Genomic DNA, 25,923 nt, shown 5'->3' with positions numbered 1-25,923 from the left:
CACCCCCAATAAAAAAGTGGCACAAACTTCAGGATCAGGCCTGGGTCTGTGCCACTTCTGGACGTAGATCAGTTCTCGCCGTAGACGTCGAACTTGAAGTACTTGTCCTGTACTTGCTTGTACTTGCCGTTGGCACGGATGCCGGCGATGGCCGTGTTGAATTTCTCGACCAGGGCGGTATCACCCTTGCGCACGGCGATGCCGGCGCCACCACCGAAGTACTTCGGATCATTGTATTCCGGACCTACGAAGGCGTAGCCCTTGCCGGCGTCGGTTTTCAGGAAGCCATCGTCGAGGTTGACCGAGTCGGCCATGGTCGCGTCGATGCGGCCGGAGACCAGGTCCATGTTGGCTTCGTTCTGGGAGTTGTAGCGCACCACTTCGATGCCGGCCGGAGCCAGGACGTCGGTAGCGTAGCGATCATGGGTCGAAGCGCGCAGCACACCGACCTTCTTGCCCTTCAGGTCCGCCAGCGGATCGTTCAGGGTCACGCCTTCCTTCATCACGAAGCGCGCGGGGGTGTGGTAGTACTTGTTGGTGAAGTCGACGGACTTCTTGCGCTCGTCGGTGATGGTCATGGACGAGAGGATGGCGTCGATCTTGCGAACCTTCAGCGCCGGGATCAGGCCGTCGAATTCCTGCTCGACCCAGGTACATTTGACCTTCATCTCTTCGCACAGGGCGTTGCCGATATCCACATCGAAACCGGCGAGCTTGCCGTCGGGAGTCTTGAAGGAGAAAGGCGGATAGCCGGCTTCGATGCCGATGCGGACCGGCTTGTCGTCAGCGTGGGCAACCAGGGAAAGCGCGGACAGGGCCAGCGCACCGAGAAGTGCAAACTTCTTCATCAGTAACTCCTTCGAGGGTAGGACTTCGATTGGCAGGAGAAAGGGGTTGGCCCAGGCTGCCCGTGCAGAAGTGAAGGTTATTGTTCGTCTGCGCATTGCCGGCGCGATTCTTGTGAAAAGCGCGCCTACCGGGGTGAGCGGCATTCTAGCGACAGCCCCTGAGCGGTTATTTCTTCAATGCGACAAGTAATTATAGAAGCGCGGGAGACTAGGCCCCCGCGGCTTGACGGCGCGGAGTTTACGTGATCTGAAAGCGGGTAGTAAAACCCAATTTACCTGCAGTAATTGGGCCACAAAATCAAATCTCCAGGAGCGGCGCGGGGTGCGCGATATTGACTCATTCCGCGCGCGCAGAAAAGACGCACCGAAGCTGTGCGAATTGTTTCCTGGCGCCTCATTTTGTCGCAGGGAAATGTTACCGGTGGGCAGGAAGCACACTGTAGGAACGGACCTTGTCCGCGAGTCCTCCACGGAGGAATTCTTCGCTCTCAGGAACACACCAGTGTGCAGTGCGCAGGGCGGAAACGCTGGCACGTCATCCGCTTCATGGCCTGTTCGCGAGCAAGCTTGCTCCTACGAAACGCACCCTGGTACGAGATCCTGCTGTAGGAGCGAGCTTGCTCGCGCCTACGAACGCACTCTGGTGCGAGATACTGCTGTAGGAGCGAGCTTGCTCGCGAACCGATATAACGCCGCGCCATGCGTTCGCGAGCAAGCTCGCTCCTACGAAAAGCCAAAACGCAGAAAAGAAAAACGCCCCGGCAAGCGGGGCGTTTTTCTTCAGATCGCAGATCAGGCCGCGCGCATGGCCTGGTGCGTGTCGATCAGGTGCTGTACCACACCCGGATCGGCCAGGGTGGAGATGTCACCCAGGGTGTCGTACTCGGCCGTGGCGATCTTGCGCAGGATGCGGCGCATGATCTTGCCCGAGCGGGTCTTCGGCAGGCCGGGCGCCCACTGGATTACGTCCGGGGTGGCGATCGGGCCGATTTCCTTGCGCACCCAGGCACGCAGTTCCTGGCGCAGTTGCTCGTTGGTCTCCTCACCGGCATTCAGGGTGACGTAGACATAGATGCCCTGCCCCTTGATGTCGTGCGGCACGCCAACCACCGCGGCCTCGGCCACTTTCGGGTGAGCCACCAGGGCGCTCTCGATCTCGGCGGTGCCCATGCGGTGGCCGGAGACGTTGAGCACGTCATCGACGCGGCCGGTGATCCAGTAGTAGCCGTCCTCATCGCGACGGGCGCCGTCGCCGGTGAAGTACATGCCCTTGAAGGTCTTGAAGTAGGTGTCCACGTAGCGGTCGTGGTCGCCATACAGGGTACGCGCCTGGCCCGGCCAGGAATCCAGGATCACCAGGTTGCCCTCGGTGGCCCCTTCCAGGATGTTGCCCAGGTTGTCCACCAGCGCCGGCACCACACCGAAGAACGGCTTGGCGGCGGAGCCCGGCTTCAGGCCGTGGGCGCCCGGCAGCGGAGTCATCAGGCAGGCGCCGGTTTCGGTCTGCCACCAGGTGTCGACGATCGGGCAGCGCGACTGGCCGACGGTCTCGTAATACCACTGCCAGGCTTCCGGGTTGATCGGCTCGCCCACCGAACCCAGCAGGCGCAGGCTAGAGCCGTCGGCGCCTTCGACCGCCGCCTTGCCCTCGGCCATCATGGCGCGGATGGCGGTCGGTGCGGTGTAGAGGATGTTGACCTTGTGCTTGTCGACGATCTTGGCGACGCGGGAGATATCCGGATAGTTCGGCACGCCTTCGAACAGCACAGTGGTCGCGCCATTGGCCAGCGGACCGTAGACGACGTAGGTGTGACCGGTGACCCAGCCGATGTCGGCGGTGCACCAGAAGACTTCGCCCGGACGGTAGTCGAACACCCGCTCATGGGTCAGCGAGGCGTAGACCAGGTAGCCGCCGGTGGTGTGCAGCACGCCCTTGGGTTTACCGGTGGAGCCGGAGGTGTAGAGGATGAACAGCGGGTCCTCGGCGCCCATTTCCTTCGGTGCGCAGGTGGAGCCTGCGACCTTCATCAGGTCCTCGAACCACACGTCGCGGTGCTGGTTCCACTTGATGTCCGAACCGGTGCGCTTGCAGACGATGATCTTCTGCACGCTGTTGGTTTCCGGGTTGGTCAGGGCGTCATCGACGTTGGCCTTGAGCGGGGTCTTCTTGCCGCCGCGCAGACCTTCGTCTGCAGTGATCACGACTTTGGAGCGGCAGTCGATGATACGACCGGCCAGCGCTTCGGGGGAGAAGCCGCCGAACACCACGGAGTGGATCGCACCGATGCGGGCACAGGCCAGCATGGCGACCACGGCTTCCGGGATCATCGGCATGTAGATGGTCACCACGTCGCCACGGTGCACGTCCTGGCCGCGCAGGGCGTTGGCGAACTTGCAGACCTGCTCGTGCAGTTCGCGGTAGGTGATTTCCTTGTGCTCGGAAGGATCGTCGCCTTCCCAGATGATGGCGAGCTGGTCGCCGCGCTCGGCCAGGTGGCGGTCGAGGCAGTTGTAGGAGAGGTTCAGGGTGCCGTCGGCGAACCACTTGATGTCCACGTGGTGGTCATCGAAGGAGGTCTGCTTGACCTTGGTGAACGGCTTGATCCAGTCGATGCGCTGGGCCTGTTCGCGCCAGAAGCCGTCGGGGTTGACCACCGACTGCTGGTACAGCTTCTTGTAGGTGGCCTCGTCGGTCAGAGTGGTCGCGGCCACTTCGGGACGCACGGGGTACACGGATGCCGCTGTCATGGCGTTTTACCTCGGTGAAGAGTGTTGTTTTTGTTGCCCTAAGTTGTAACGGCGACACCCTTCCCCGAACCATACGACCATGGTCTTACCAATCCTTAGTCGTAGTGATGGGCCCCATAAGCCGTTGTTTTGGCAACAGGCTCATGGGGCCGCGACAACCTGTCACATACCAAGGGCGTGGGGCAGCGCCAGCGAGATGTAGGGCACGTAGGTCACCAGGATCAGGAACAGCAGCAGGATCATCAGCCACGGCAGCGCCGCGCGGATGGTCGCCCCCAGCGGCAGGCCGGTGACCGCCGAGGTGACGAACAGGTTGAGCCCCACCGGCGGGTGCACCAGGCCGATCTCCATGTTCACCACCATGACTATCCCCAGGTGGATCGGGTCGATACCCAGGCGCATGGCGATGGGGAAGAAGATCGGCGCCAGGATCAGCACGATGGCCGACGGCTCCATGAAGCTGCCGGCCACCAGCAGCACGATGTTCACCATCAGCAGGAAGCCGATAGGCGTCAGCCCCTCCTGCATCACCCACTCGGTGATCTGCTGGGGAATCTGCTCGGTGGTCAGCACATGGGCGAAGAGCATGGCGTTGGCGATGATGAACATCAGCATGATGCTCAGTCGCCCGGACTCCACCAGCACCTTGGGACAATCGCGCAGGCGCATGTCCTTGTAGACGAACAGCGCGACGAAGGCCGAATAGACCGCCGCCACCGCCGCCGCCTCGGTGGGTGTGAACAGGCCCGAGTAGATACCGCCGAGGATGATCACCAGCAGCAACAGCCCCCAACCCGCGCGACGTGCAGCGGACAGCCATTCGCGCAGGCTGGCGCGCGGTTGCGCCGGCAGCTTCTTTACCCGCGCGACGATGTAGATCACCACCATCAGGATCACGCCCAGCAGCAGGCCCGGCACCACACCGGCGACGAATAGCTTGCCCACCGAAGTCTCGGTGGCGGCGGAGTACACCACCATGACGATCGATGGCGGAATCAGGATGCCCAGGGTCCCGGCGTTGCAGATGATCCCGGCGCCGAACTCACGCGGATAGCCCGAACGCACCATGCCGGCCACGGCAATCGAGCCCACGGCCGCCACAGTCGCCGGCGAGGAACCGGACAGCGCAGCGAACAGCATGCACGCCAGCACCGCCGCGATCGCCAGGCCGCCACGGATGTGGCCGACGCAGGCGTTGGCGAAGTCGATCAGCCGGCGGGCCACGCCGCCGGTGGTCATGAACGCGCCGGACAGCAGGAAGAACGGGATCGCCAGCAGCGTGTAGGCCTCGGAAGTCTCGAACAGCTTGATCGCCAGCGAGCGCACCGAATCCGGGCTGAACAAGAGAATCGTCAGCGCGCCGGACAGGCCCAGGGAAATCGCGATGGGCACGCCGATGAACATGAAGACGAACAGCAGGAGGAACAGGATCATCACGGTCATGGACGATTCTCCGCGGCTTCTTCGCCGGCCAGCTTCGAGGCTTCCGCGGCCTCGTCGGCGAGGCCCAGGCCGAGCTGGCGGCCGCGCAACAGGTTGACGAGGATTTCCAGGTAGCGCAGGAGCACCAGGCCAAAGCCGATGGGCACGATCACCGCGATGTAAGCCTGGAGGATGCCGAAGTGGTCGAGGTCTTCGGCGCCAATGCCGGCGATGAACAGGGTCTTCACCCAGTCGAAGCTGGCGACCATGAACAGCCCGGCGTAGCCCAGGCAGCAGAGGCAGGCGAGCACGCCGATGCCGCGCTGTATCGGGCGCGGCGCCAGCTTCACCAGCGCGTCCACCCCCAGGTGGCCGGCGGTGCGCACGCCATAGGCGATGCCGAAGAAAATCAGCCAGCCGAACAGCGCCTTGGTCAGCGCATTGCTCCAGGACATGTCCTGCGCCACGCCGAGTATCGCGTCGCCGATGGCGTAGAACGGCCCCTGCAGCGACGGCAGACGGTCGCCCAGGTCATAGAACAGGGTGAAGACGTTGGTCAGCACCACGTAGACGAAAGTCACCAGCGTCATCGCCGCCAGCAGAAAGGCGATGGCGCCTTCCTCGAAGTGGTTCCAGACGCGCACGAGTCGGTTCATGGAAAAGGCTCCAGAAAGCCCCGCCATCCGGCGGGGCCGGACGGATCAATGGGGACGGTTGGAGGCTTCGGCGGCCTGGAGGAAATCGGCGCCGACGTTGTCGCGGAATTTCTGCCACACCGGCTGCATCGCCTGGCGCCAGTCGGCGCGCTGCTGCGCGGTGAGCGGGTGGATCTCGCTGGTGCCGCTGGCGAGGATGCGCTGGCGGGCATCGCGGTTCAGCCGCTCGGCTTCCTGGTTCACCTTCACGGTGACCTCGGCCATGATCTTCTGCAGCTCGGCGCGCAGGTCCGGCGGCAGGCCGTTCCAGAACTTCGCGTTGGTGATCACCATGTAGTCCACCAGCCCGTGGTTGGACTCGGTGAAGTACTTCTGCACCTCGTTGACCTTCTGGCTCTCGTAGTTCGACCAGGTGTTCTCGGTGCCATTCACCACGCCGGTCTGCAGGCCCTGGTAGACCTCGGCGAAGGACATCTTGCGGGAGATCGCGCGCAACGTGCGGAACTGCTCGTTGAGCACATCCGAGGCCTGCACGCGAAACTTCAGTCCGCGCGCATCGCTGGGTTCCAGCAGCAGGCGGTTGGCCGACAGCTGCTTCATCCCGTTGTGCCAGTAGGCCAGGCCGAGGATGCCCTTGCCCTGCATGCTGGTCAGCAGGCTCTGGCCCTGCGGGCTGCGCTGGAAGTTGTCGACGGCATCGATATCGTCGAAGAGAAACGGCAGGTCGAAGATCTGCACCTTCCTGGTGTACTGCTCGAACTTGGCCAGCGACGGCGCGAGCATCTGCACGTCACCCAGCAGCAGCGCTTCCATCTCCTTGCCGTCGCCGAACAGTGAGGAGTTCGGGTAGACCTCCACACGCACGCGGCCGGGCAGCCGTTCCTCGGCCAGGCGCTTGAACATCAGCGCGCCCTGCCCCTTGGGCGTGTTCTCCGCGACCACGTGGGCGAACTTGATCACTATTGGTTCATTCGAAGTCCGCGGTTCATTGGCAGTCTGCGGGTCATCGGCAGCCTGAATGGCAGTAGCGCAGGCCAACGCCAGGACGGCGAGCAACGCCCGCCCCATGGTTCCAAACATCGCGTCACCCTCAATTTGTTCTTGTGCTTGCGAGGTGAGCCTGGCGACAGGCTCGCTGGGAGACTGACGCAAATGTTTGCGTTCGGAGAATTCATCTTTTCCCAAAGCGGCGTTCGTATGTACCGAACGCCACACAGGAAAAAAACGCCCGGCGAAGGCCGGGCGCGGGAGGACTCAGTGTGGCAGTTGCCTCACACGGGCAGCCGCGTTCGGTGCTCGAGCATCATCCGCTCATGCTCTTCGAGCATGCCGGGTACGCAGTCACGGAGGAATTCCACCCAGGTGCGGATCTTCGCGTCGAGGTACTGGCGCGACGGGTATAGCGCATAGACGTTGAGATGGAACAGGCTGTAATCGGGCAGCACGCGCACCAGGCTGCCATCCTTCAGCCCCTGCACGGCGGAGTACACCGGCAGCGCGCCAATGCCCATGCCGGCGCGCACAGCCTCGGTCATGGCGTCGGCGGTGTTGACCTGGAAATGGGTCTGGTTGATGCCGACCATTTCCTGGCCGTCGGGGCCGTCGAACAGCCACTTGTCCAGGGACATCACCGAGTTCACCAGGCGCAGGCAGCGATGATCGGTCAGCTCCGCGAGCTTCTTCGGCATGCCGTGGCGCGCCACGTACTCGGGCGAAGCACAGAGCACGCTGTAGGTCTTGCCGATGCGCTTGGAAACGAAGCCCGAGTCCGGCAACTCCTGGGCGATCACCACGGAGATGTCGTAGCCCTCGTCAAGGATGTCGGTGATGCGGTTGGCCAGGGTCAGGTCGAAGGTGACCTCCGGGTAGATCTCGCAGTACTGCGAGATCGCGCGGATCAGGTAGTGCTGGCCGATGCCGGTCATGGCATGCACCTTCACCTTGCCGTGAGGCCGGGCGTGGGCGTCGCCGGCCTCGGCCTCGGCTTCCTCGATGTAGCCGAGGATCTGCTGGCAGCGCTGCAGGTAGCGCTGGCCGGCTTCAGTGAGGGCGATGCGGCGGGTAGTACGGTGCAGCAGGCGGGTACGCAGGTGCGCTTCGAGCTTGGCCACCGTCCGCGAGACGTAGGCGGTGGTGAGGTCCATGCGCTGGGCGGCGGCGGTGAAGCTGCCGGTCTCGGCGACACAGACAAAAGCACGCATGTTGTGCAGCAGGTCCATCATTTCTCCTGAGAGCCTGTCCACGCCACGGCGGGCGGCCTCTGCAACGGCGCTCGAACGGGCAACGCCTTGTTACAGATTCATGACAGGCGGCGAATTGTCGCATACCTGTCGCGACGGGATTATTGTCCTTTCAGGCAACAATAATTCATCCAACCGTCAGCTTATCCTGCCCCCCGGCGCACTTCTAGAATCGCCCTCCCCAACGCGGCCCGCCGCGACACCCCAGGATTCGCACCCGTGCTCCGCCTTTCGTGCAACGTGCTGCCACCCCTTCGCTCCGCCTTAGAACTACAGGGTTATCAAAGCCCGACCCAGCCCGACCACCGCCTGCCGAGATAAGCCCGATGAGCAGTTTGTCCGTGCGCCTGCACAAGGCCGCCGCGGTGCGCTTCGCCCTGTCCGACTGGGCGCACACCGACGGCGTCACCTGGATGTTCATCCTCAAGACGCTGATCACCGCCTTCACCGCCCTGTGGCTGGCGTACCGCCTGGAGCTGCCGCAGCCCAATACCGTGCTGGTCAGCGCCTTCATCGTGCTGCAGCCGCAGAGCGGCCAGGTACTGGCAAAGAGTTTCTACCGTATCCTCGGCACCCTCGCCGGGCTCACGGTGATGGTCACCTTCATCGCCCTGTTCGCCCAGGAGCGGGTGCTGTTCCTGCTCTGCGTGGCGATCTGGGTCGGGCTGTGCACGGCCGGCGCGGCGCGCTACCGGGACTTTCGTGCCTACGCCTGCCTGCTCGCCGGCTACACCGCGGTCATGATCGGCATCCCCGCCACCCTGCATCCTGAAGGCGCCTTCATGCAGGCGCTATGGCGGGTGATCGAGATCACCCTGGGCATCCTGTGCACCGGCGTGGTCAGCGCCATCGTCCTGCCGCAGACCAGCACCGCCGCCCTGCGCAACGCGCTGAACACCCGCTTCGGCGACTTCGCCGGTCTCGCCAGCGCCGGCCTCGACGGCACCCTGGAGCGTGAGCGCTTCGAGCAGGCCAGTGCGCGAATCGCCGCCGAGGTGGTGGGCCTGGAAAGCCTGCGCAACGTCACCGCCTTCGAAGACCCGCACATGCGCCTGCGCAGCGGCCGCCTGGCGCGACTGAACAGCGAGTTCATGCAGCTGACCACACGCTTCCATGCCCTGCAGCGTCTGCTCGATCGCCTACGCGAGCGCCAGGCCAGCAACGTGCTGGAAGTGCTGATGCCGTGCCTAATCGACGTCAGCGAACTGCTCGCCAGTTGGCACGGCCGGCCACTGGCTGAAGCGGACGCCGAGCGCCTGAGCGTGCAGCTCGAACTGTGCAAGCATCACCTGATGCCGCGCATCCGCGAAGCCCGCGCCAGCCTCGGCCACACCTGCCCGCGGGAAGCCGACCAGCTGGATTTCGAGACCGCCGCCGAACTGCTCTTCCGCTTCGTCGACGACATGCACAACTATGCGCAGACCCATGCCTCGCTCGCCGCGCACAAGCACGAACGCGAGCAGTGGAAGGAGCGTTTCACGCCCAAGGCCAATGCGCTTGCCGCAGCCGTCGCGGGCTTCCGCTGCGCGCTGCTGGTGATAGTCGGCGGGGTGTTCTGGATCGAAACGTCCTGGCTCAGCGGCGCCACCTTCGCGCTGACCTCGGTGCTGATCGCCGCGCTGTCCTCCGCGTCGCCCAACCCCAAGCGCCTGTCGCTGCAGCTGACCCTCGGCACGCTGCTCGGCGCCACCCTCGGTTTCATCCTCACCTTCCGCGTGCTGCCGCACATCGATGGCTTCCCGCTGCTGTGCTTCGTGCTCGCGCCGGTGTTCGCCCTCGGCGCCTTCCTGATTACCCGGCCCAAATGGAGCGGTTACGGTGTCGGCCTGCTGGTGTGGTTCTGCATCGCCTCGCTGCCGGCCAACCTGGCGCGCTACGACGCCTACACCTTCATCAATGAATACCTGGCGATGCTGCTGTCGATGGGCATGGCGGTGGTCGCGGCGATTGTCATCCTGCCGCCGAACCGGCCGTGGCTGTGGGAGCGCCTCGAAGCTGAACTGCGCCTGCGCGTGGTGCGGGTGATCAGCGATCCGCTGAAGGGCCTGTCGTCGAATTTCGAAAGCGGCACCCGCGATCTGTTGAACCAGGCATATGGGTTATCCACAGGCCGCCCGGATGTACAGCGTCGGTTGCTGCGCTGGACCTTCCAGGTACAGGAGATCGGGCTGTCGATCATCGAGCTGCGTCGCGAGCAAGAGGCCCTGCCGAAGGAGCCCTGGTACGCCGAGCGCATGCCCTGGCGGCGGGCAATTCGCGCCCTGGGTCGAGCGCTGATCCGGCTGTTCATCCAGCCCAGCGAGAGCAACCGCCAGCGCGCGCTGGCGGCGGTGGAGCACGCGATCCACGCAACCCGCAACACCGATGACCGGCGCCCGCCGCACTTCGATTCCTCGCCCCTGCGGCGGGTGTGCAGCTACCTGCACTTCATCCGCACTTCGCTGCTCGATCCGCAGTCGCCGCTGCGCGACTGAGCTGGGCGGGTTTGCGAGCAAGCTCGCTCCTACAAAAAGCACCTGACGCCCACTGTAGGAGCGAGCTCGCTCACGAACCGCACGGCACAGAATCAGATCGTTTCGTAGGAGCGGACTCTGCCCGCGATTGGCCTCCGGCGCGCCGTGAATCGATCGCGGACGAAGTCCGCTCGTGCGCCCCCTGCAACTGCGTTCCGAAATTGCCAGAACCTGCGACAGCCCGCCGCAAGACCACCCCTGCAACCCGCGCCACATCTGGATTGTTGCCTCTGAGTACGAAGTCTTGTTGGCGCCTGGATATATGACTCAGGTCAGGCAAATCCTATTATTTCCGTGCTGTTACAGCGCGCGCCGCAACACCACCCAAGACCCGTAATCATTCCCCAACGCTTCCCGATGCAGCCATGAGCTGAACGTCACGGACCCGTCACGTCCGGACACCGGGAACAAGGCAGGTAAATTCATGAAAGCTGTAGTCATCCTGGCCATGCTGGGCTTCTCTTCGCTCGCCCTCGCCGAGCAGGTGAACGCCGCCGACCAGGCGCCAAGCGCGGCCGTGGAGCAGTACACCTACGACATGAAAATGGACGTCGCCCACGTGATCTCGACCACCGACGTATCCAACGAATGCGGCATCGTGCCGGCACGCATGACCTACGAAGACTCCCAGGGTCAGCGTCACACCGTCGAATACCAGGTGTGGGGCAACGGCTGCTCCGGCGGCTAAGCGACTTGCGCAGTTACGCCGGGGCCCACGCAGCCCCGGCGTAACTGCCAGCCCTCTTTACGGCTGCAGGGCCGCCTTCGCGATGTTGCGACTGTGCGCGCCGAAGTGCCGGATCAATTGCAGAATCTGCTCATCCAACGCCTCATCGTGGCGGAACGGCTCCGGTGAGTTCCCCGCGCTGAAATCCCCCGCCGGCGCCTTCTCGTTCTCCAGCCAATGGCCGATCGCCGCGTCGAACGCCGCCGCATGGGCATGGGACTCGCTCGCCACCACTTCACGCAGATACTCCGTCGAATACGGTGGATAAGTGCCGTCCGTGCCGACGTCCGCATAGGCCGCCAGCAATGGCGACTGCCCGCCCAGGCGCAGCGTCTCGCGCAGCCAGTCCACCTGGTAACGCTCCACACCGGTATGCCGGTCCGCCACGCGCTGGATTGCCGCCTGCTTGTCGGCATCGAAGCCGGCCATGGACTTGCCCGCCGTCCACAGCATGCTGGCGGTGGTCTCGCCCGGCAGCGGCGTCGAGTGATAGGGCTGGGTCATGTCCTGGATGTAGTGCATGGCCCAGCCGAGGAAGCGGTAGCCCCAGTAGGGATGCCCGCTCTGGAAGGCGAAGCGCGCCAGGCCGAAAAACTGGTAGGCGCGCCACTCCGGCCAGTTGCGCTCCAGGTAGGGCGCGCCGGTGAAGATGATCGCGTCCTCGTGGTAGAAGCCCATGTGGAACGGCGCCTGGGAGCTGAACTCGTAGCGCGGGTCGCCGAATGGCTGGGTGCCGAAGCCATAGCGCTGGCCGGCTTCGCCAGGGTTATCGCTGAACAGGTTGATGTCGTGGCCGAAGTCCGGCTCGTCGGCGGCGCTGGCTAGCACATCGATTGCGGGAATCTTCTCGCCAGCCTGCAACTGCACGAAACGCCACTGGTTCCAGCCGGACAGGTTGCGGAATACCAGCACCTGCGCCGGCTGCAGCGCGACATGATTAGGCAGCTCACCACCGGGCGGCGGCTGCACGGCGGTGGCCAGTTTGATCTCGGGGTTCAGCCGCAGCGCCATGAGGAAGGCCTGGCGCAGGTCATCGCGGCCGTCCTCGGTCAGACGCAGATCGTCCGGGCGCGGCGGGTACTGGCGGAAGTGTTCGCGGGCGTAGGCTTCCTGCTCGTCCAGCAGCTTGACCAGGCCGGCGCGCTGCTGGCTGATGAAGCTCTCCAGCGGCTCTACCTCGACCTCCGGCGCCTGAGCGACAGCGGGCAATTGCTGCAGGGCGATGTAGCTGCCCAGGGTGTGATTGGACCAGGCCCAGAGGCTTTGCGGCAGGACCAGCAGGCCGGCCAGCAGGCAGGTGGAAAGTCGCTTCATCGGCTCTTCGCTCTTATTTGACAGTGCAATACAGAAAATTCCGAAGCAGCCTAACAACACAAAGCTGGCTGGGCACTGTCGAAGCTTGCCAGCGGATGTCTCCGATAACGCCACGCCTGACTATCATCAATGGCGCGAACCGCCTCAGCCACTACACTTGCCCGGCATGGAAAGGCACCGCTGCGAAGCGCGTACCGACCACTCGAAATAAGGGCGTCCCCATGCTGCAGTCCGTTTCACCCAAGCAAGACCTGCCCCTCCAGCCCGATCCAGCCGAATCCCGCAGCGGCGTCCTCGCCCCCTTCAGCATCGCCGCGTTCCGCATCATCTGGATCTGCAACCTGTTCGCCAACCTGGGCACCTGGGCGCAATCGGTCGCCGCCGCCTGGGTGGTCACCGAAGCCCACGCCAGCCCGCTGATGGTGGCGATGATCCAGGTCGCCTCGGCGCTGCCGCTGGTGCTGCTGTCGATCATGTCCGGCGTGCTGGCCGACAACCACGACCGCCGCAAGATCATGCTGGTGGGCCTGACCGTGGAACTCTCCGGCGCCGCGCTGGTGACGGTACTGGCGTTCATGGGTTATCTCGACCCGCTGATGCTGATCGTGTCGATCCTCTGGCTGTCGCTGGGCAGCTCGATCACCATCCCCGCCTGGCAGGCGGCGGTGAACGAGCAGGTGCCACCGCGCATGCTCGGCGATGCGGTGCTGCTCAACAGTGTCAACTACAACGTCGCCCGCGCCGTTGGCCCGGCCATCGGCGGTCTGCTGCTATCGGCCACCGGCGCGTCCTGGGTCTTCCTGTTCAACTGCATCTGCTACGCCGCGCTGATCTGGGCGATCTGGCAATGGCGCCGCGACGTGCCCAAGCGCACTCTGCCGCCTGAGCACATATTCGAAGGCGTGATCGCTGCGCTGCGTTTCACCCAGTACTCCAGCGTCACCCGCCTGGTGATGCTGCGCTCGGCAGTCTTCGGCCTGTCGGCAAGCGCCATCTGGGCCCTGCTGCCGCTGCTGGCACACCGCAACCCGGACGGCAGCGCCTCGGTGTATGGCTACATGCTCGGCGCCCTGGGCCTGGGCGCCATCGTCGCCAGCACCGTGGTGAGCAAGGCGCGGCAGTGGCTGGGCAGCAGCCGGCTGATCAGCTTCGCCGCTGCCACGCTCGCCGTGGTCATGCTCATCCTGGGCTGGGTCGACAACCTCTGGGTGATCTTCCCTGCACTGGTATTGGGTGGCGCCTGCTGGATCGCGGCGGTGGCGACCTACAACTCGGCGGTGCAGATTCTGGTACCCGACTGGGTCAAGGCGCGTGCCCTCGCGCTGTACCAGACAGCCATCTACGGCGGGCTGGCGGCGGGTTCTTTCCTCTGGGGCCACTTTGCCGAGACCATGGGTGTGCAGGGCGCGCTGATCGCCGCCGGTTTCCTGCTGCTGATCTCCGTGGCGCTGCTCTACAACTCGCGCCTGCCGGAGCTGAACTCCGCCAGCATCGCCCGCGCACCGGGCGGTGTGCCCGGGCAACCGACCTTCGTGTTCAACCCCGAGCGCGGCTCGGTAATGGTCTCCATCGAGTACCGGATTCCCGCCGAGCGCACGCGCGACTTCGTCCGCGCCGCCAAGCCGTTGCGCCGCCTGCGCCTGCGCAACGGCGCCGAACGCTGGGCGCTATATCGCGACGTGAGCAACCCGGAAATCTGGCAGGAGCTGTTCCTGGTGGACAACTGGATCGGCCACCTGCGCATGCTCGACCGCCTCACCCTGGAGGACAAGACCATCATCGACAACGTCACCAGCCTGCACGACGGCGACGCGCCGCCGGTGATCCGCCACGGCGTGAGCTACGAATCAGGTAGCTACGAAGCGCCACCGGAGACGCTGGGCTAGCCGCTCACAAACAAAAACGCCTCCCGGTCAGGGAGGCGTTGGGGTGACGCGAAAGACTTATTCCGCTGCAGGCTTCTTGCGCTTGAGCGGCGCCAGACCATCCTGGCTCACGACCTTGGACGGGCCGGACTTCGGCTTCGAAGCGGGTTTCTTCTTCGCCGGCGCCTTGCCGCCGGACTTCTTCGCATCGTCCTTTTTCTTCTTGGTGCCGGCGGCCTTACCCGACGCCTTGACCTTCTTCGGCCCCTTGTACGTGCCCTTCAGTTCCTTGATGGTACGCAGCTCGAAGCGCAGCTTGAGGTAGCGCTCGATGCTCGACATCAGGTTCCAGTCACCATGGCCCACCAGCGAGATCGCCGCGCCCGCAGCGCCTGCACGACCGGTACGGCCAATGCGATGCACGTACTCGTCGCCGCGACGCGGGATGTCAAAGTTGATCACCAGGTCCAGACCATCCACGTCCAAACCACGGGCAGCCACGTCAGTGGCGACGAGAATCTTCACCGCGCCCTGCTTGAGGCGCTCGATGGCCAGCTTGCGGTCCTTCTGGTCCTTCTCGCCGTGCAGCACGAAGACCTTGTGGCCGGCGGCGATCAGGCGACCGGTCAGGCGATCCGCGGCAACGCGGGTATTGGTGAAGACGATGGCCTTCTCATAGGTCTCGTTGGCCAGCAGCCACTGCAGCACGGCTTCCTTGTGGCCGACGTCGTCGGTCAGGATCACCTGCTGGCTGACATCCTCGTTCAGCTCGCTGACGCGGTTGAGCTGCAGGACCTCAGGCTCGCGCAGGACCTTCTCGACCATCTCGTGCAGGCCGCTGCCGCTGGTAGCGGAGAACAGCAGGGTCTGGCGCTCGGCGGGGCACTGCGCGGCCAGCTTGAGCACGTCCTCGGAGAAGCCCATGTCGAGCATGCGGTCGGCTTCGTCGAGAATCAGCACTTCGACATCGCCCAGCGGCAGGTTGCCGGCGTTGAACTGCTCGTTCAGGCGCCCCGGGGTGCCGATGATGATTTCCGGGTTCTTGCGCAGGCGCGCGCCCTGCACCTTGAAGTCTTCGCCGCCGGTGATCAGGCAGGCCTTGATGTAGGTGAACTGGGCGAAGCGCTCCACTTCCTTCAGCGTCTGCTGGGCCAGCTCGCGGGTCGGCAGCAGGATCAGCGCGCGGGCGCCACTCTTGGGCTTCTCTTCGCTGAGCAGGCGATGCAGCAACGGCAGCACAAAGGCCGCCGTCTTGCCGCTGCCGGTCTGCGCCGTCACCCGCAGGTCGCGTCCCTCCAGGGCCTTCGGAATGGCCGCGGCCTGGACCGGGGTCGGCTCGGTGAAGGACAACGAATCGAGCGCCTTGAGCAGGCGTTCGTGGAGGGCGAATTGGGAGAACAAGGCAGACCTCGATATCACGTAAAGACCAAATAGCTGCATAGCTTAATGTTTGCCGAGCCGGCGCGCTGGAAATATTGCCGGCGGTCCCTGTGTGAGTCCCATCGCGTCAATAACCCGACAAACGTACCGGCGCCCGGCCAAAGGCGATGCCATGCTTTGATGGGCCTGACAAAAAGGAGAATGTAGGTGCCATCGACTCTCATTTATTACGTGGCCGCCAGCCTTGACGGCTATATCGCCCGTCCTGACGGCAGCGTGGACTGGCTCGAAGGCTACGGCAGCGGCGCCGACGACCACGGCTACAACGCCTTCTACTCCAGCATCGACGGCCTGCTCATGGGCCGCGCCACCTATCTCTTCTGCCTGAAACAGGGCGAATGGCCCTATCCGGACAAGCCCGCGCTGGTCATGACCCGCTCCAACCATCTGCCCAAGGCCGCACCCCAGGTGGAGTTGGAACACTACACACCGGTGGACGCCCTCGCCTCACTGGAGGCGCGCGGCTGCGAGCGCATCTGGCTGGTGGGCGGCGGGAGTCTGGCCGGCAACTTCCTCGCCGGAGGCTTGCTCGACGAGGTGATCGTGAGCATCATTCCGCACCTGCTCGGCGCTGGCATTCCCCTGTTCAGCATCGGGCTCGAGCAACGCCTGCAACTGCTGGAGCAGCGCAGCTTCCCCAGCGGCATCGTGCAGATGCGCTACCAGGTTCTGAAGGAAACGCCCTCGCCATGACCCTCGCCACCATTCGTATCGCCGCCGCCTGCCTGCTGGATGACGCCGGGCGCTTGCTGCTGGTGCGAAAGCGTGGCACCCAGGCCTTCATGCTGCCCGGCGGCAAGCACGAGCCTGGCGAGACGTCGGTCCAGGCCCTGTTGCGCGAACTCGGTGAAGAGCTCGACCTGCATCTGGAGGCTTCTGCGCTGACCCCGCTCGGCCACTTCCACGCTGACGCCGCCAATGAGCCGGACATGCGCGTGGACGCGCAGGTTTTCATCGGCGCCCTGCCCCGCGCCGTCCAGCCCGCCGCCGAGCTGGAAGAACTGGCCTGGATGGACCCGGCCGGCGCCTACCCGCACAACCTCGCGCCACTGCTGCGCGAGCAGGTTCTTCCCGCTCTGCTTGCCCATCTGCACTGATTCGTTCAGCTCAAATACCTGCATTCCGTCGGGTTTTTCCTTAAGAACTCCTTTCGTTCTGGCTTTTCGCCAGCAATTTGCGCGCAGCTGCCTTCTGCGCCGAAACGCCCGGTTTATAGGGCTTCAGGCTATAAGGTCAGGCCGTGACTGATGCGTCAGAGCACATGTCACGCAGCGCCCTGCAAGTCACAAGGGAAAACTCAGAATCGACAGACGGTACGAACTGTCATGAAAAGTCGTTCAGAATGCGTGGAATTTTTGAGCGGACCAAAGGAAACCACGCCGACAACAATGGCGATCCAGCGGAGTCTGGGCGATATCAACCAGCAAGAAGACATGCCGAATGCGAAGTACCCTTTTGACATGCCTTTCCATAGGCTTGGCGACTTTTTTAGCCGCCACTGAGGCAACCGCCTCCTCCAAGATCACGCGCACTTTTCAACCGGCACCGGTTGATCTCCGTGTCCCGGTCCAGGGCAGCGCCCTGCTGACCTTCAACGCCAAGCCGGTCAAGCAGACCAAGACCGAGGCGCACCAGGTTACCCAGCGTGCCTACAGCATGATCGGTACGCCTTACCGCTGGGGCGGCACTTCGCCCAAGCGTGGCTTCGATTGCAGCGGCCTGGTGAACTACGTGTTCCAGAACGTCGACGAGGTCGACCTGCCGCGCACCGCGCAGCAGATGTACAGCATGCGCGGCAACTCGAAAGTGGCGCGTGGTGACCTGCAGCCCGGCGACCTGGTGTTCTTCCGCATCCACAATCGCCGCAATGTCGACCACGTTGGCATCTACGTCGGCGACAACCAGTTCGTCCACGCGCCGCGCCGCGGCCAGAAGGTCCGCGTCTCCGACCTCGGCGGCGACTACTGGAAGAAGCACTACACCGCTGCCCGCCGCATCCTGCCGGAAACCCTGGCCAAGGCTGACGTCGGCGGTCGCTACGACTGATACTGAGCGCTCTCCCCTTGCGGGAGAGCGCCTGCCCCTCATCTACAAGCCGCGACGCGCCTGCCGGCGCAACAGTCGCGCGCTATCCCAACCGGTCAGCAGTACAGCGATCCAGATCGGCCCGTAGGTCCAGATCTGCGCCGGGTTGAACGCCTCGCCCAGGAACAGCACGGCTATGGCGAATAGCAGCACCGGTTCGACGTAACTCAGAATCCCGAACAGTCCCATGGGCAACAGCCGGCTCGCCGCCATCATCGCGCCAAAAGCCAGCGCACTGATCAGGCCCAGCAGCGGCAGCAACGCCCACAGGCGCGGCACTTCCTCGAGCACCCTGCCGCTATCGGTTATCCACAGGGCCGCCAGGGCGAACGGCAGCAGCACGATCATCTCGAAGACGAAGCCCGACAGCGAATCCACCGCCATCTTGCGTCGCAGCATGAAGTACGGCGGATAGCCCAGCGCGGTGATCAGGGTGAACCAGGAGAACGCGCGGGTCAGCCACAGTTCGTGCAGCACGCCAGCCAGCGCGAAAGCGACGGCGATACCCTGCAGAGTGGTCAGTCGCTCGCCATAGAACACTCGGCCACACAGCACCATGGTCAGCGGCAGCAGGAAGTAGCCCAGCGATAGCTCCAGTGTGCGTCCGACCATGGGCGCCCAGATGAACACGCCCCACTGGATCAGCATCATCGCCGCCGTCAGCGGGAAGCACGCCAGCAGCCATGGCTCGCGCAGCAGCCTCCGCCCCGCATCGCGCAGCACGCCGCCCTGACGGGTGAAGAGCACCAGCAGCAGGACCATGGGAATCGACCAGACCACCCGGTGGGCAATCACCTGGATGCTGGTCAGTGGCTCCAGCGAATGGATGTAACCCGGCAGGGTCACGAACAGCACGGAAGACGCCAGGGAAAGCGCTACGCCCCGTCCGGAGATGTTCATGCGCAGCGCTCCTTCTGACGGCGCAGGCCGAAACGGTTGACGCTCAAAGACGCCACGATCACCGCACCACCCAGCGCCAGCCGCGGCAGGTCGGCGGCCTCGTTCCAGATCAGCAGGTTGATCAGCAGGCCCACCGGCACGTGCAGGTTGTTCATCACCGCCAGGGTGCCCGCATCCACCATTGTGCCGCCTTTGTTCCACCAGAACTGACCCAGCGCGGTGGCCAGCAGGCCCATCCACACCAGCACGCCCCATTGCAGGTCGGTGGTCGGCAGCTTCTGGGGATTGCCGAACAGCAGCCAGCCGGGCAGCGCAATCAGCAGCGCACCGACGAAAAAGTAGCCGAAGCGGCGAAATTGCGGGATATCCGAGGGATAACGCTGCACCAGGTGCTTGTAGAACACCTGCCCGGCCGCGAAGGTCGCATTGGCCAACTGCAGCAGCAGGAAGCCCTGGATGTAATCGCCACTGACGCCGTCATAACGAATGATCCCGGCACCCAGCACCGCCACGGCGGCAGCCAACAGCGCCCAGGCGTTAAAGCGGCGGTTCAGCGCGTCATCGATGAGCGCGACGTGCAGCGGCGTCAGCACAGTGAACAACAGCACTTCCGGCACCGTCAGCACGCGGAAGCTCTGGTAGAGACAGACGTAGGTAATGCCGAACTGCAGCGCGCCTGCCAGCATCACGCCAGCGATAAAGCGCGGCTCGACGCCGCGCCAGCGGGTCAGCGGCAGGAACACCAGGCCGGCCAGCACCACGCGGGTCAACACGGCGAAATAGCTGTCGACCTGCCCGGCGAGATATTCGCCAATCAGGCTGAAGGAGAACGCCCAGAGGACGGTGACGAAAAGCAGATATGGCATGGAGATAGCGACCGGAACGGGGCGGGCACCATAGCGCCAGTCTCGGCTTGGAGAAAGCGCTGCGCGCCCGCGCCAGCGATAGGCAGAAACGAAAAAGGGCGACCGAAGTCGCCCTTTTCCTTGGATGGTGAATCAGGGATTAGCCCTGGTTCTCCATCTGAGCACGGATCAGATCACCGATGGTGGTCGGACCAGTAGCTTCTACGTCTTGCTTGTGACGCAGTTCTTTCATCGCATCTTTCTCGTCATCAACGTCTTTCGACTTGATGGAGAGGGAGATAACGCGGCTCTTACGGTCGATGCTGATGATCTTGGCTTCGACTTCTTCGCCTTCTTTCAGAACGTTGCGAGCGTCTTCAACGCGGTCACGGCTGATTTCGGAGGCTTTCAGGATGCCTTCGATTTCGCCGCCCAGGCTGATGACAGCGCCTTTGGCGTCAACTTCTTTCACGGTACCGCGAACGATGGTGCCTTTCTCGTTGAGCGATGCGTAGTTGGAGAACGGATCGTCTTCCAGCTGCTTGATGCCCAGGGAGATGCGCTCACGCTCCGGATCAACGGAGAGGATGACGGTTTCCAGCTCGTCGCCCTTCTTGAAGCGGCGAACGGCTTCTTCGCCAACTTCGTTCCAGGAGATGTCGGACAGGTGAACCAGACCGTCGATGCCGCCTTCCAGGCCGATGAAGATACCGAAATCGGTGATCGACTTGATGGTGCCGGAGATCTTGTCGCCCTTGTTGAAGCGGCTGGAGAAGTCTTCCCACGGGTTGGACTTGCACTGCTTGATGCCCAGGGAGATACGACGACGCTCTTCGTCGATGTCCAGAACCTGAACTTCCACTTCGTCGCCAACCTGAACGACTTTCGACGGGTGGATGTTCTTGTTGGTCCAGTCCATTTCGGAGACGTGTACCAGGCCTTCCACGCCCTCTTCCAGCTCGGCGAAGCAGCCGTAGTCGGTGAGGTTGGTGACGCGCGCGGTAACGCGGGTGCCTTCCGGGTAACGGGCTTTGATGGCAACCCATGGGTCTTCGCCCAGTTGCTTCAGGCCCAGGGATACGCGGTTGCGCTCGCGGTCGAACTTCAGAACCTTGACATCGATCTCGTCGCCAACGTTGACGATTTCCGACGGATGCTTGATACGCTTCCAGGCCATGTCGGTGATGTGCAGCAGACCATCGACGCCGCCCAGGTCAACGAACGCACCGTAGTCGGTGAGGTTCTTGACGATACCTTTGACCTGCTGGCCTTCCTGCAGGGATTCCAGCAGAGCTTCGCGCTCGGCGCTGTTCTCGGCTTCCAGCACGCTGCGGCGGGAAACGACAACGTTGTTGCGCTTCTGGTCCAGCTTGATGACCTTGAACTCGAGCTCTTTGCCTTCCAGGTGAGTGGTGTCACGCACCGGACGCACGTCGACCAGCGAACCCGGCAGGAACGCGCGGATGCCGTTGACGTCGACGGTGAAGCCACCCTTGACCTTGCCGTTGATAACGCCTTTGACCACTTCGTCGGCAGAGAAAGCAGCTTCCAGAACGATCCAGCTCTCGGCACGCTTGGCTTTTTCGCGGGACAGCTTGGTTTCACCAAAGCCGTCTTCTACCGCGTCCAGCGCAACGTGGACTTCGTCACCCACATTGATGGTCAGCTCGCCCTGTTCGTTGTAGAACTGCTCGACCGGGATGACGCCCTCGGATTTCAGACCGGCATGGACGGTGACCCAGTCACCATCGATGTCGACCACGATGCCGGTGATGATTGCACCCGGCTGCATGTCGAGGGATTTAAGACTTTCTTCAAAGAGTTCTGCGAAGCTTTCGCTCATGTCTATACCTGTAGTCAAAGGCTTGTAAGCCCGATTCCGCGCCACCAGCGAACACGGTCAAGTGATGAAAAAGAAGCCAGCAGGATCAAGACTGGTATCCTGCCGGCCCCCTGTTGCACCCGCCGAAACGGATGCTCCACATTCAGATTTTGAGGGAACGCTTCGCTCCGTAGACGCGAAACCCTCCCGATATAAGGTCTGGAATGGTAGCAATGGATGCGCATTGCGTCAATCAGCACCCCGGCCTCCGACGCCCTTCGCGATTCCAACCTCACTCCTGTATTTTCGCCCAGCCTCGGAAGATGAGGGAGCCGCCTGTCAGATGCATCCTCAGGACCGCCCCACCCCAAAAGAAAAATCCCCGACATAGCCGGGGATCGTCGTTTACCGATCGATTAGTCAGCCAGCCCCAGTCGGGCCACTTCGGCGAGGATGCTCTCTACCACTTCGTCGATGCTCATCGAAGTGGAATCCACCAGGATTGCACCCTCGGCGGGCTTGAGCGGAGCGACGGCACGCTGGCTGTCGCGCTCGTCGCGGGCGCTGATTTCCTCGGCCAACTGCGCCTGGTCACTGTCGATGCCCTTGCCCTTGAGCTGCAGATAGCGGCGACGGGCGCGTTCATCGGCCGAAGCGGTGAGGAATATCTTCAGCGGGGCGCTGGGGAAGACGACGGTACCCATGTCACGGCCATCGGCCACCAGGCCGGGGGCTTCGAGAAAGGCGCGCTGGCGCTGCAGCAGGGCATCGCGTACCGCCGGCAGTGCAGCGACTTGCGAGGCGCCTGCGCCGACCTGCTCGGTGCGGATGGTATCGGTGACATCTTCGCCTTCGAGGATGATGTGCTGGCCCTGGCCGCCCTTGGCATGGGTGAACTGCACGTCCAGGTGAGCGGCCAGGACCTTGAGGGCTTCCTCGTTGGTCAGGTCGATGCCGTGGTTACCGGCGGCGAACGCCAGCAGGCGATACAGCGCACCGGAGTCCAGCAGGTTCCAGCCCAGACGCTTGGCCAACAGACCGGCGACGGTGCCCTTGCCCGAGCCGCTGGGGCCGTCGATGGCGACTACCGGCCATTCGCCGTTCATCAGTTCTTCTCCTCAGCGACGCGGATGCCCGCGCCGGACGCCAGCCCGAGGAAGTTCGGGAAGGAAGTCGCGACGTTGGCGCAGTCGTGGATACGGATCGGCGCACCTGCACGCAGGGAAGCCACGCTGAAGGACATGGCGATACGGTGGTCGCCGTGGCTCCAGACCTCACCGCCGCCGTAGCTGCCGCCGTCGATGATGATGCCGTCCGGGGTCGGCTCGCACTTCACGCCCAGGGCCAGCAGGCCGTCAGCCATGACCTGGATACGGTCGGACTCTTTCACCCGCAGCTCCTCTGCACCGCGCAGGACTGTGCGGCCGGAGGCGTTGGCGGCAGCGACGAAGAGCACCGGGAACTCGTCGATAGCCAGCGGCACGAGGTCCTCGGGGATGTCGATGCCTTTCAGCTGGGCCGAGCGCACGCGGATGTCGGCGACCGGCTCGCCGCCCACTTCACGCTGGTTTTCCAGGGTGATGTCGGCGCCCATGAGCTTGAGGATGTCGATGACGCCGGTGCGGGTCGGGTTGATGCCGACGTGCTCCAGGGTCAGGTCGGAACCTTCGGCGATGCTCGCGGCGACCAGGAAGAAGGCGGCGGAGGAAATGTCAGCCGGGACTTCGATGGACGTGGCGGTGAGCTTGTGGCCGGACTCGACTCGGGCAGTGGCGCCTTCGACGTCGACCGGATAGCCGAAGCCGCGCAGCATGCGCTCGGTGTGGTCACGGGTCGGGGCCGGCTCGGTGGTGGAGGTTTCACCAGCGGCGTAGAGGCCGGCGAGCAGCAGGCAGGACTTCACCTGGGCGCTGGCCATGGGCATGTCGTAGTGCATACCGGTGAGTTTCTGGCCACCACGGATGGTCAGCGGCGGACGGCCTTCGGGGCCGGTCTCGATCACCGCGCCCATCTCGCGCAACGGCTTGGCGACGCGGTTCATCGGGCGCTTGGACAGCGAGGCGTCGCCGGTGAGGGTAGTGTCGAACGGCTGGGCGGCGAGCAGGCCGCTGAGCAGGCGCATGGAGGTGCCGGAGTTGCCCAGGTAGATCGGGCCGGGCGGGGTCTTCAGGCCGTGCAGGCCGACGCCGTGAACGGTCACGCGACCGTGGTGCGGGCCTTCGATGACCACGCCCATGTCGCGGAACGCCTGGATGGTGGCGAGGGCATCTTCACCCTCGAGGAAACCTTGCACCTCGGTCGTGCCTTCGGCCAAGGAGCCGAGCATGATCGAGCGGTGGGAAATGGACTTGTCGCCCGGTACGCGAACACGTCCGGAGAGGCGGCCACCCGGCTGGGCCAGGAAAATCAGGTCATTGTTGTGCATGGCGTCCACATAGGCCCGGCGGGCCAGGATTTTGCTGAAATGCTCGCGGGCAACCCGGGCGCGGGTGAAGACGCCCATCAATTGTTGCCCGTCCCCTTGATCGACGGCCTCGCGCAAGTCGTCGAGATCGTCACGGAATACATCGAGGATGCGCAGCACCGCCTCGCGGTTGGCGAGGAAGATGTCGTGCCACATCACCGGGTCGCTGCCGGCGATCCGCGTAAAGTCGCGGAAGCCACCGGCGGCATAGCGGAAGATTTCCAGATTCTCGCTGCGTTTGGCCAGCGAGTCGACCAGCGTGAAGGCCAGCAGGTGCGGCAGGTGGCTGGTCGCCGCGAGGACTTCATCGTGGTGTTCGACGGCCATCTGCTCGACATCTGCACCCAGCTCGCGCCAGAGGCTCTCGACGCACTGGATCGCGTCCGCGTCGGCATTATCCAGCGGCGTGAGGATGACTTTATGACGGCGGAACAATTTCGCGTTGGCCGCCTCCACCCCGCTCTGCTCGGAGCCGGCAATGGGATGACCGGGAATGAAGCGCGCCGGCATGCCGCCGAACACGGCTTTCGCCGCACGCACCACATTGCCCTTGGCGCTGCCGACGTCGGTGAGGATGGCGTTGCCGATGTCCAGCGTGGCGAGTTCGCCGAGGACTTTCTCCATGGCCAGGATCGGCACGGCGAGCTGGATCACGTCGGCCTCGCGACAGCCGGCGGCGAGGGTCTCCTCGCAGCGGTCGACCACGCCCAGCTTCACCGCCAGATCACGGGTCTGCGGATCGCGGTCGACGCCGACCACTTCCTCGAACAGGCCCTTCTCGCGGATACCCTTGGCGAAGGAGCCGCCGATCAGGCCGAGCCCCACCACCACCAGGCGTTTGCGCTGAACAACATCAGGCACGGGCGAGCACCTTGGCCAGCGCCTCGAGGAAGCGCGCGTTCTCGCTCGGCAGGCCGATGGAGATGCGCAGGTGCTGCGGCATACCGTAACCGCCGACCGGGCGGACGATCACGCCCTCGGCGAGCAGGGCCTGGTAGACCGGTCCGGCGTCGCGCTGGAGATCCACGGCGATGAAGTTGCCCTTGGAGGGAATCCACTGCAGGTCCAGTGCGCGCAGACCGCTTTCCAGCTGGGCCATGCCTTCGTCGTTGATGCGCTTGCCTTCGGCCAGGTAATCGGCGTCATCCACCGCGGCACAGGCAGCTGCCAGGGCCAGGCTGTTGACGTTGAACGGCTGGCGTACGCGGTTGAGCACGTCGGCAACCTGCGCCGAGGAGATCGCGTAGCCGACCCGCAGCGACGCCAGGCCATAGGCCTTGGAGAAGGTGCGCGAGACCAGCAGGTTCGGGTAGCGGGCCAGGTATTTCAGGCCGTCCGGCAGCTCTTCGCCTTCGGCGTACTCGATGTACGCCTCGTCGAGCACCACCAGAACGCTTTCTGGGACTTGCGACAGGAAGTGCTCCAGCGCGTCCGGGCCGAACCAGGTGCCGGTGGGGTTGTTCGGGTTGGCAATGAAGACCACGCGAGTGTTGGCGTCGATGGCCGCCAGCATGGCTTCCAGGTCATGTCCCCAGTCCTTGGCCGGCACGACCTTGCCCTGGGCGCCGACGGCCTGGGTAGAGATCGGGTAGACGGCAAAGGCGTACTGGCTGAACACGGCGTTCAGGCCGGGCGCCAGGTAGGCGCGAGCAACCAGGTCGAGAATGTCGTTGGAGCCGTTGCCCAGGGTGACCTGCGCGGTCTCGACGCTACAGCGGGCGGCCAGGCGGCTCTTCAGCTCGAAGCCGTTGCCGTCGGGGTAACGGGTCAGTTCGGCCAGTTCGGCGCGGATGGCATCAAGGACCTTAGGGCTCGGGCCCAGCGGGTTCTCGTTGCTGGCCAGCTTGACGATGCCGGCGGGATCGAGCTTCAGCTCGCGGGCCAGTTCATCGACCGGCTTGCCGGGCACGTAGGGGGACAGCTTCTGCACGCCCGGCTGGGCCAGGGCAAGGAAATCACACGACATCGCTAAAAGCCTCAAGCTATGGGCCGCAAGCCATCAACCATCCACCGGCGTACCGGCGTCTTGCGGCC

The 25,923-nt window shown here is 64.0% G+C and carries 20 protein-coding genes; 6 read left to right on the top strand and 14 right to left on the bottom strand.

The window, feature by feature from the left end; all coding sequences use genetic code 11:
* Nucleotides 1-68: 68 nt before the first annotated feature.
* From ACNFH5_RS16815 to ACNFH5_RS16790, 6 genes are all read right to left on the bottom strand, one after another.
* A complete protein-coding gene (locus ACNFH5_RS16815; RefSeq protein WP_416747807.1) occupies nucleotides 69-848 on the bottom strand; it encodes an ABC transporter substrate-binding protein in 780 nt (259 codons plus the stop codon).
* A 792-nt stretch (nucleotides 849-1,640) separates the two neighbouring features.
* Entirely contained in the window at nucleotides 1,641-3,596 is a 1,956-nt protein-coding gene (acs, locus tag ACNFH5_RS16810) for an acetate--CoA ligase (protein WP_054907236.1), read from the bottom strand.
* A 162-nt stretch (nucleotides 3,597-3,758) separates the two neighbouring features.
* Complete coding sequence (dctM, locus tag ACNFH5_RS16805; RefSeq protein ID WP_416747805.1) at nucleotides 3,759-5,039, bottom strand: C4-dicarboxylate TRAP transporter large permease protein DctM; 1,281 nt, start codon at nucleotides 5,037-5,039, stop codon at nucleotides 3,759-3,761.
* Nucleotides 5,036-5,674, bottom strand: a complete 639-nt coding sequence (locus tag ACNFH5_RS16800; protein ID WP_416747803.1) for a TRAP transporter small permease — start codon at nucleotides 5,672-5,674, stop codon at nucleotides 5,036-5,038. The genes dctM and ACNFH5_RS16800 overlap by 4 nt, the downstream gene beginning before the upstream one ends.
* A gap of 45 nt (nucleotides 5,675-5,719) precedes the next feature.
* On the bottom strand, nucleotides 5,720-6,754 hold the full coding sequence (locus ACNFH5_RS16795; protein WP_416747801.1) for a TRAP transporter substrate-binding protein: 1,035 nt from the start codon (nucleotides 6,752-6,754) through the stop codon (nucleotides 5,720-5,722).
* Nucleotides 6,755-6,945: 191 nt separating this feature from the next.
* Complete coding sequence (locus ACNFH5_RS16790) at nucleotides 6,946-7,893, bottom strand: LysR family transcriptional regulator (RefSeq protein WP_416747799.1); 948 nt, start codon at nucleotides 7,891-7,893, stop codon at nucleotides 6,946-6,948.
* A 347-nt stretch (nucleotides 7,894-8,240) separates the two neighbouring features.
* Here ACNFH5_RS16790 and ACNFH5_RS16785 point away from each other — a divergent pair, with 347 nt between their 5' ends.
* On the top strand, nucleotides 8,241-10,388 hold the full coding sequence (locus ACNFH5_RS16785) for an FUSC family protein (protein WP_416747797.1): 2,148 nt from the start codon (nucleotides 8,241-8,243) through the stop codon (nucleotides 10,386-10,388).
* A gap of 463 nt (nucleotides 10,389-10,851) precedes the next feature.
* Nucleotides 10,852-11,115: a DUF2790 domain-containing protein gene (locus tag ACNFH5_RS16780; protein WP_138522579.1), complete on the top strand. Its 264-nt coding sequence runs from the start codon at nucleotides 10,852-10,854 to the stop codon at nucleotides 11,113-11,115.
* A 57-nt stretch (nucleotides 11,116-11,172) separates the two neighbouring features.
* On the opposite strand, the gene ACNFH5_RS16775 is transcribed toward ACNFH5_RS16780, so the two are convergent.
* On the bottom strand, nucleotides 11,173-12,468 hold the full coding sequence (locus ACNFH5_RS16775; RefSeq protein WP_416747794.1) for a phospholipase: 1,296 nt from the start codon (nucleotides 12,466-12,468) through the stop codon (nucleotides 11,173-11,175).
* Between the two features lie 221 nt (nucleotides 12,469-12,689).
* Here ACNFH5_RS16775 and ACNFH5_RS16770 point away from each other — a divergent pair, with 221 nt between their 5' ends.
* Nucleotides 12,690-14,354, top strand: coding sequence for an MFS transporter (locus ACNFH5_RS16770; protein ID WP_416747792.1), 1,665 nt, complete (start codon nucleotides 12,690-12,692; stop codon nucleotides 14,352-14,354).
* A gap of 57 nt (nucleotides 14,355-14,411) precedes the next feature.
* Here ACNFH5_RS16770 and ACNFH5_RS16765 read toward each other — a convergent pair whose 3' ends face one another.
* The gene (locus ACNFH5_RS16765; RefSeq protein ID WP_416748082.1) at nucleotides 14,412-15,749 is read right to left on the bottom strand and encodes a DEAD/DEAH box helicase; all 1,338 of its coding nucleotides are present in this window, start codon (nucleotides 15,747-15,749) and stop codon (nucleotides 14,412-14,414) included.
* 171 nt (nucleotides 15,750-15,920) lie between these two features.
* Between ACNFH5_RS16765 and ACNFH5_RS16760 the strand changes: the two genes are divergently transcribed.
* From ACNFH5_RS16760 to ACNFH5_RS16750, 3 genes are all read left to right on the top strand, one after another.
* A complete protein-coding gene (locus ACNFH5_RS16760; protein ID WP_416747790.1) occupies nucleotides 15,921-16,466 on the top strand; it encodes a dihydrofolate reductase family protein in 546 nt (181 codons plus the stop codon).
* Nucleotides 16,463-16,870, top strand: coding sequence for an NUDIX hydrolase (locus ACNFH5_RS16755; RefSeq protein ID WP_416747788.1), 408 nt, complete (start codon nucleotides 16,463-16,465; stop codon nucleotides 16,868-16,870). Before ACNFH5_RS16760 ends, ACNFH5_RS16755 begins: the two co-directional genes overlap by 4 nt.
* A 379-nt stretch (nucleotides 16,871-17,249) precedes the next feature.
* Nucleotides 17,250-17,819, top strand: coding sequence for a C40 family peptidase (locus tag ACNFH5_RS16750; RefSeq protein WP_416747786.1), 570 nt, complete (start codon nucleotides 17,250-17,252; stop codon nucleotides 17,817-17,819).
* 42 nt (nucleotides 17,820-17,861) lie between these two features.
* On the opposite strand, the gene rarD is transcribed toward ACNFH5_RS16750, so the two are convergent.
* The 6 genes from rarD to hisC all read right to left on the bottom strand — a co-directional run bounded on the left by rarD (nucleotide 17,862) and on the right by hisC (nucleotide 25,855).
* Nucleotides 17,862-18,758, bottom strand: coding sequence for an EamA family transporter RarD (gene rarD, locus ACNFH5_RS16745; protein ID WP_416747784.1), 897 nt, complete (start codon nucleotides 18,756-18,758; stop codon nucleotides 17,862-17,864).
* Nucleotides 18,755-19,624, bottom strand: coding sequence for a carboxylate/amino acid/amine transporter (locus tag ACNFH5_RS16740; RefSeq protein WP_416747782.1), 870 nt, complete (start codon nucleotides 19,622-19,624; stop codon nucleotides 18,755-18,757). Before ACNFH5_RS16740 ends, rarD begins: the two co-directional genes overlap by 4 nt.
* 139 nt (nucleotides 19,625-19,763) lie before the next feature.
* A complete protein-coding gene (gene rpsA, locus ACNFH5_RS16735; protein WP_038803317.1) occupies nucleotides 19,764-21,446 on the bottom strand; it encodes a 30S ribosomal protein S1 in 1,683 nt (560 codons plus the stop codon).
* Nucleotides 21,447-21,841: 395 nt separating this feature from the next.
* Nucleotides 21,842-22,531, bottom strand: a complete 690-nt coding sequence (cmk, locus tag ACNFH5_RS16730) for a (d)CMP kinase (protein WP_416747780.1) — start codon at nucleotides 22,529-22,531, stop codon at nucleotides 21,842-21,844.
* On the bottom strand, nucleotides 22,531-24,750 hold the full coding sequence (locus ACNFH5_RS16725) for a bifunctional prephenate dehydrogenase/3-phosphoshikimate 1-carboxyvinyltransferase (protein WP_416747778.1): 2,220 nt from the start codon (nucleotides 24,748-24,750) through the stop codon (nucleotides 22,531-22,533). Before ACNFH5_RS16725 ends, cmk begins: the two co-directional genes overlap by 1 nt.
* Entirely contained in the window at nucleotides 24,743-25,855 is a 1,113-nt protein-coding gene (hisC, locus tag ACNFH5_RS16720; protein ID WP_416747776.1) for a histidinol-phosphate transaminase, read from the bottom strand. Before hisC ends, ACNFH5_RS16725 begins: the two co-directional genes overlap by 8 nt.
* Nucleotides 25,856-25,923 lie beyond the last annotated feature (68 nt).

The sequence above is a fragment of the Pseudomonas sp. NY15435 genome (assembly GCF_048068295.1).
Lineage (GTDB): Bacteria > Pseudomonadota > Gammaproteobacteria > Pseudomonadales > Pseudomonadaceae > Pseudomonas.
This window is presented reverse-complemented; position numbering and strand designations above follow the sequence as displayed.

Bases quoted from the DNA above. Each gene is read 5' to 3' on its own strand.
- ACNFH5_RS16815 (WP_416747807.1), bottom strand. From the start codon at position 848: ATGAAGAAGTTTGCACTTCTCGGTGCGCTGGCCCTGTCCGCGCTTTCC.
- acs (WP_054907236.1), bottom strand. From the start codon at position 3,596: ATGACAGCGGCATCCGTGTACCCCGTGCGTCCCGAAGTGGCCGCGACC.
- dctM (WP_416747805.1), bottom strand. From the start codon at position 5,039: ATGACCGTGATGATCCTGTTCCTCCTGCTGTTCGTCTTCATGTTCATC.
- ACNFH5_RS16800 (WP_416747803.1), bottom strand. From the start codon at position 5,674: ATGAACCGACTCGTGCGCGTCTGGAACCACTTCGAGGAAGGCGCCATC.
- ACNFH5_RS16795 (WP_416747801.1), bottom strand. From the start codon at position 6,754: ATGTTTGGAACCATGGGGCGGGCGTTGCTCGCCGTCCTGGCGTTGGCC.
- ACNFH5_RS16790 (WP_416747799.1), bottom strand. From the start codon at position 7,893: ATGGACCTGCTGCACAACATGCGTGCTTTTGTCTGTGTCGCCGAGACC.
- ACNFH5_RS16785 (WP_416747797.1), top strand. From the start codon at position 8,241: ATGAGCAGTTTGTCCGTGCGCCTGCACAAGGCCGCCGCGGTGCGCTTC.
- ACNFH5_RS16780 (WP_138522579.1), top strand. From the start codon at position 10,852: ATGAAAGCTGTAGTCATCCTGGCCATGCTGGGCTTCTCTTCGCTCGCC.
- ACNFH5_RS16775 (WP_416747794.1), bottom strand. From the start codon at position 12,468: ATGAAGCGACTTTCCACCTGCCTGCTGGCCGGCCTGCTGGTCCTGCCG.
- ACNFH5_RS16770 (WP_416747792.1), top strand. From the start codon at position 12,690: ATGCTGCAGTCCGTTTCACCCAAGCAAGACCTGCCCCTCCAGCCCGAT.
- ACNFH5_RS16755 (WP_416747788.1), top strand. From the start codon at position 16,463: ATGACCCTCGCCACCATTCGTATCGCCGCCGCCTGCCTGCTGGATGAC.
- rarD (WP_416747784.1), bottom strand. From the start codon at position 18,758: ATGAACATCTCCGGACGGGGCGTAGCGCTTTCCCTGGCGTCTTCCGTG.
- ACNFH5_RS16740 (WP_416747782.1), bottom strand. From the start codon at position 19,624: ATGCCATATCTGCTTTTCGTCACCGTCCTCTGGGCGTTCTCCTTCAGC.
- rpsA (WP_038803317.1), bottom strand. From the start codon at position 21,446: ATGAGCGAAAGCTTCGCAGAACTCTTTGAAGAAAGTCTTAAATCCCTC.
- cmk (WP_416747780.1), bottom strand. From the start codon at position 22,531: ATGAACGGCGAATGGCCGGTAGTCGCCATCGACGGCCCCAGCGGCTCG.
- hisC (WP_416747776.1), bottom strand. From the start codon at position 25,855: ATGTCGTGTGATTTCCTTGCCCTGGCCCAGCCGGGCGTGCAGAAGCTG.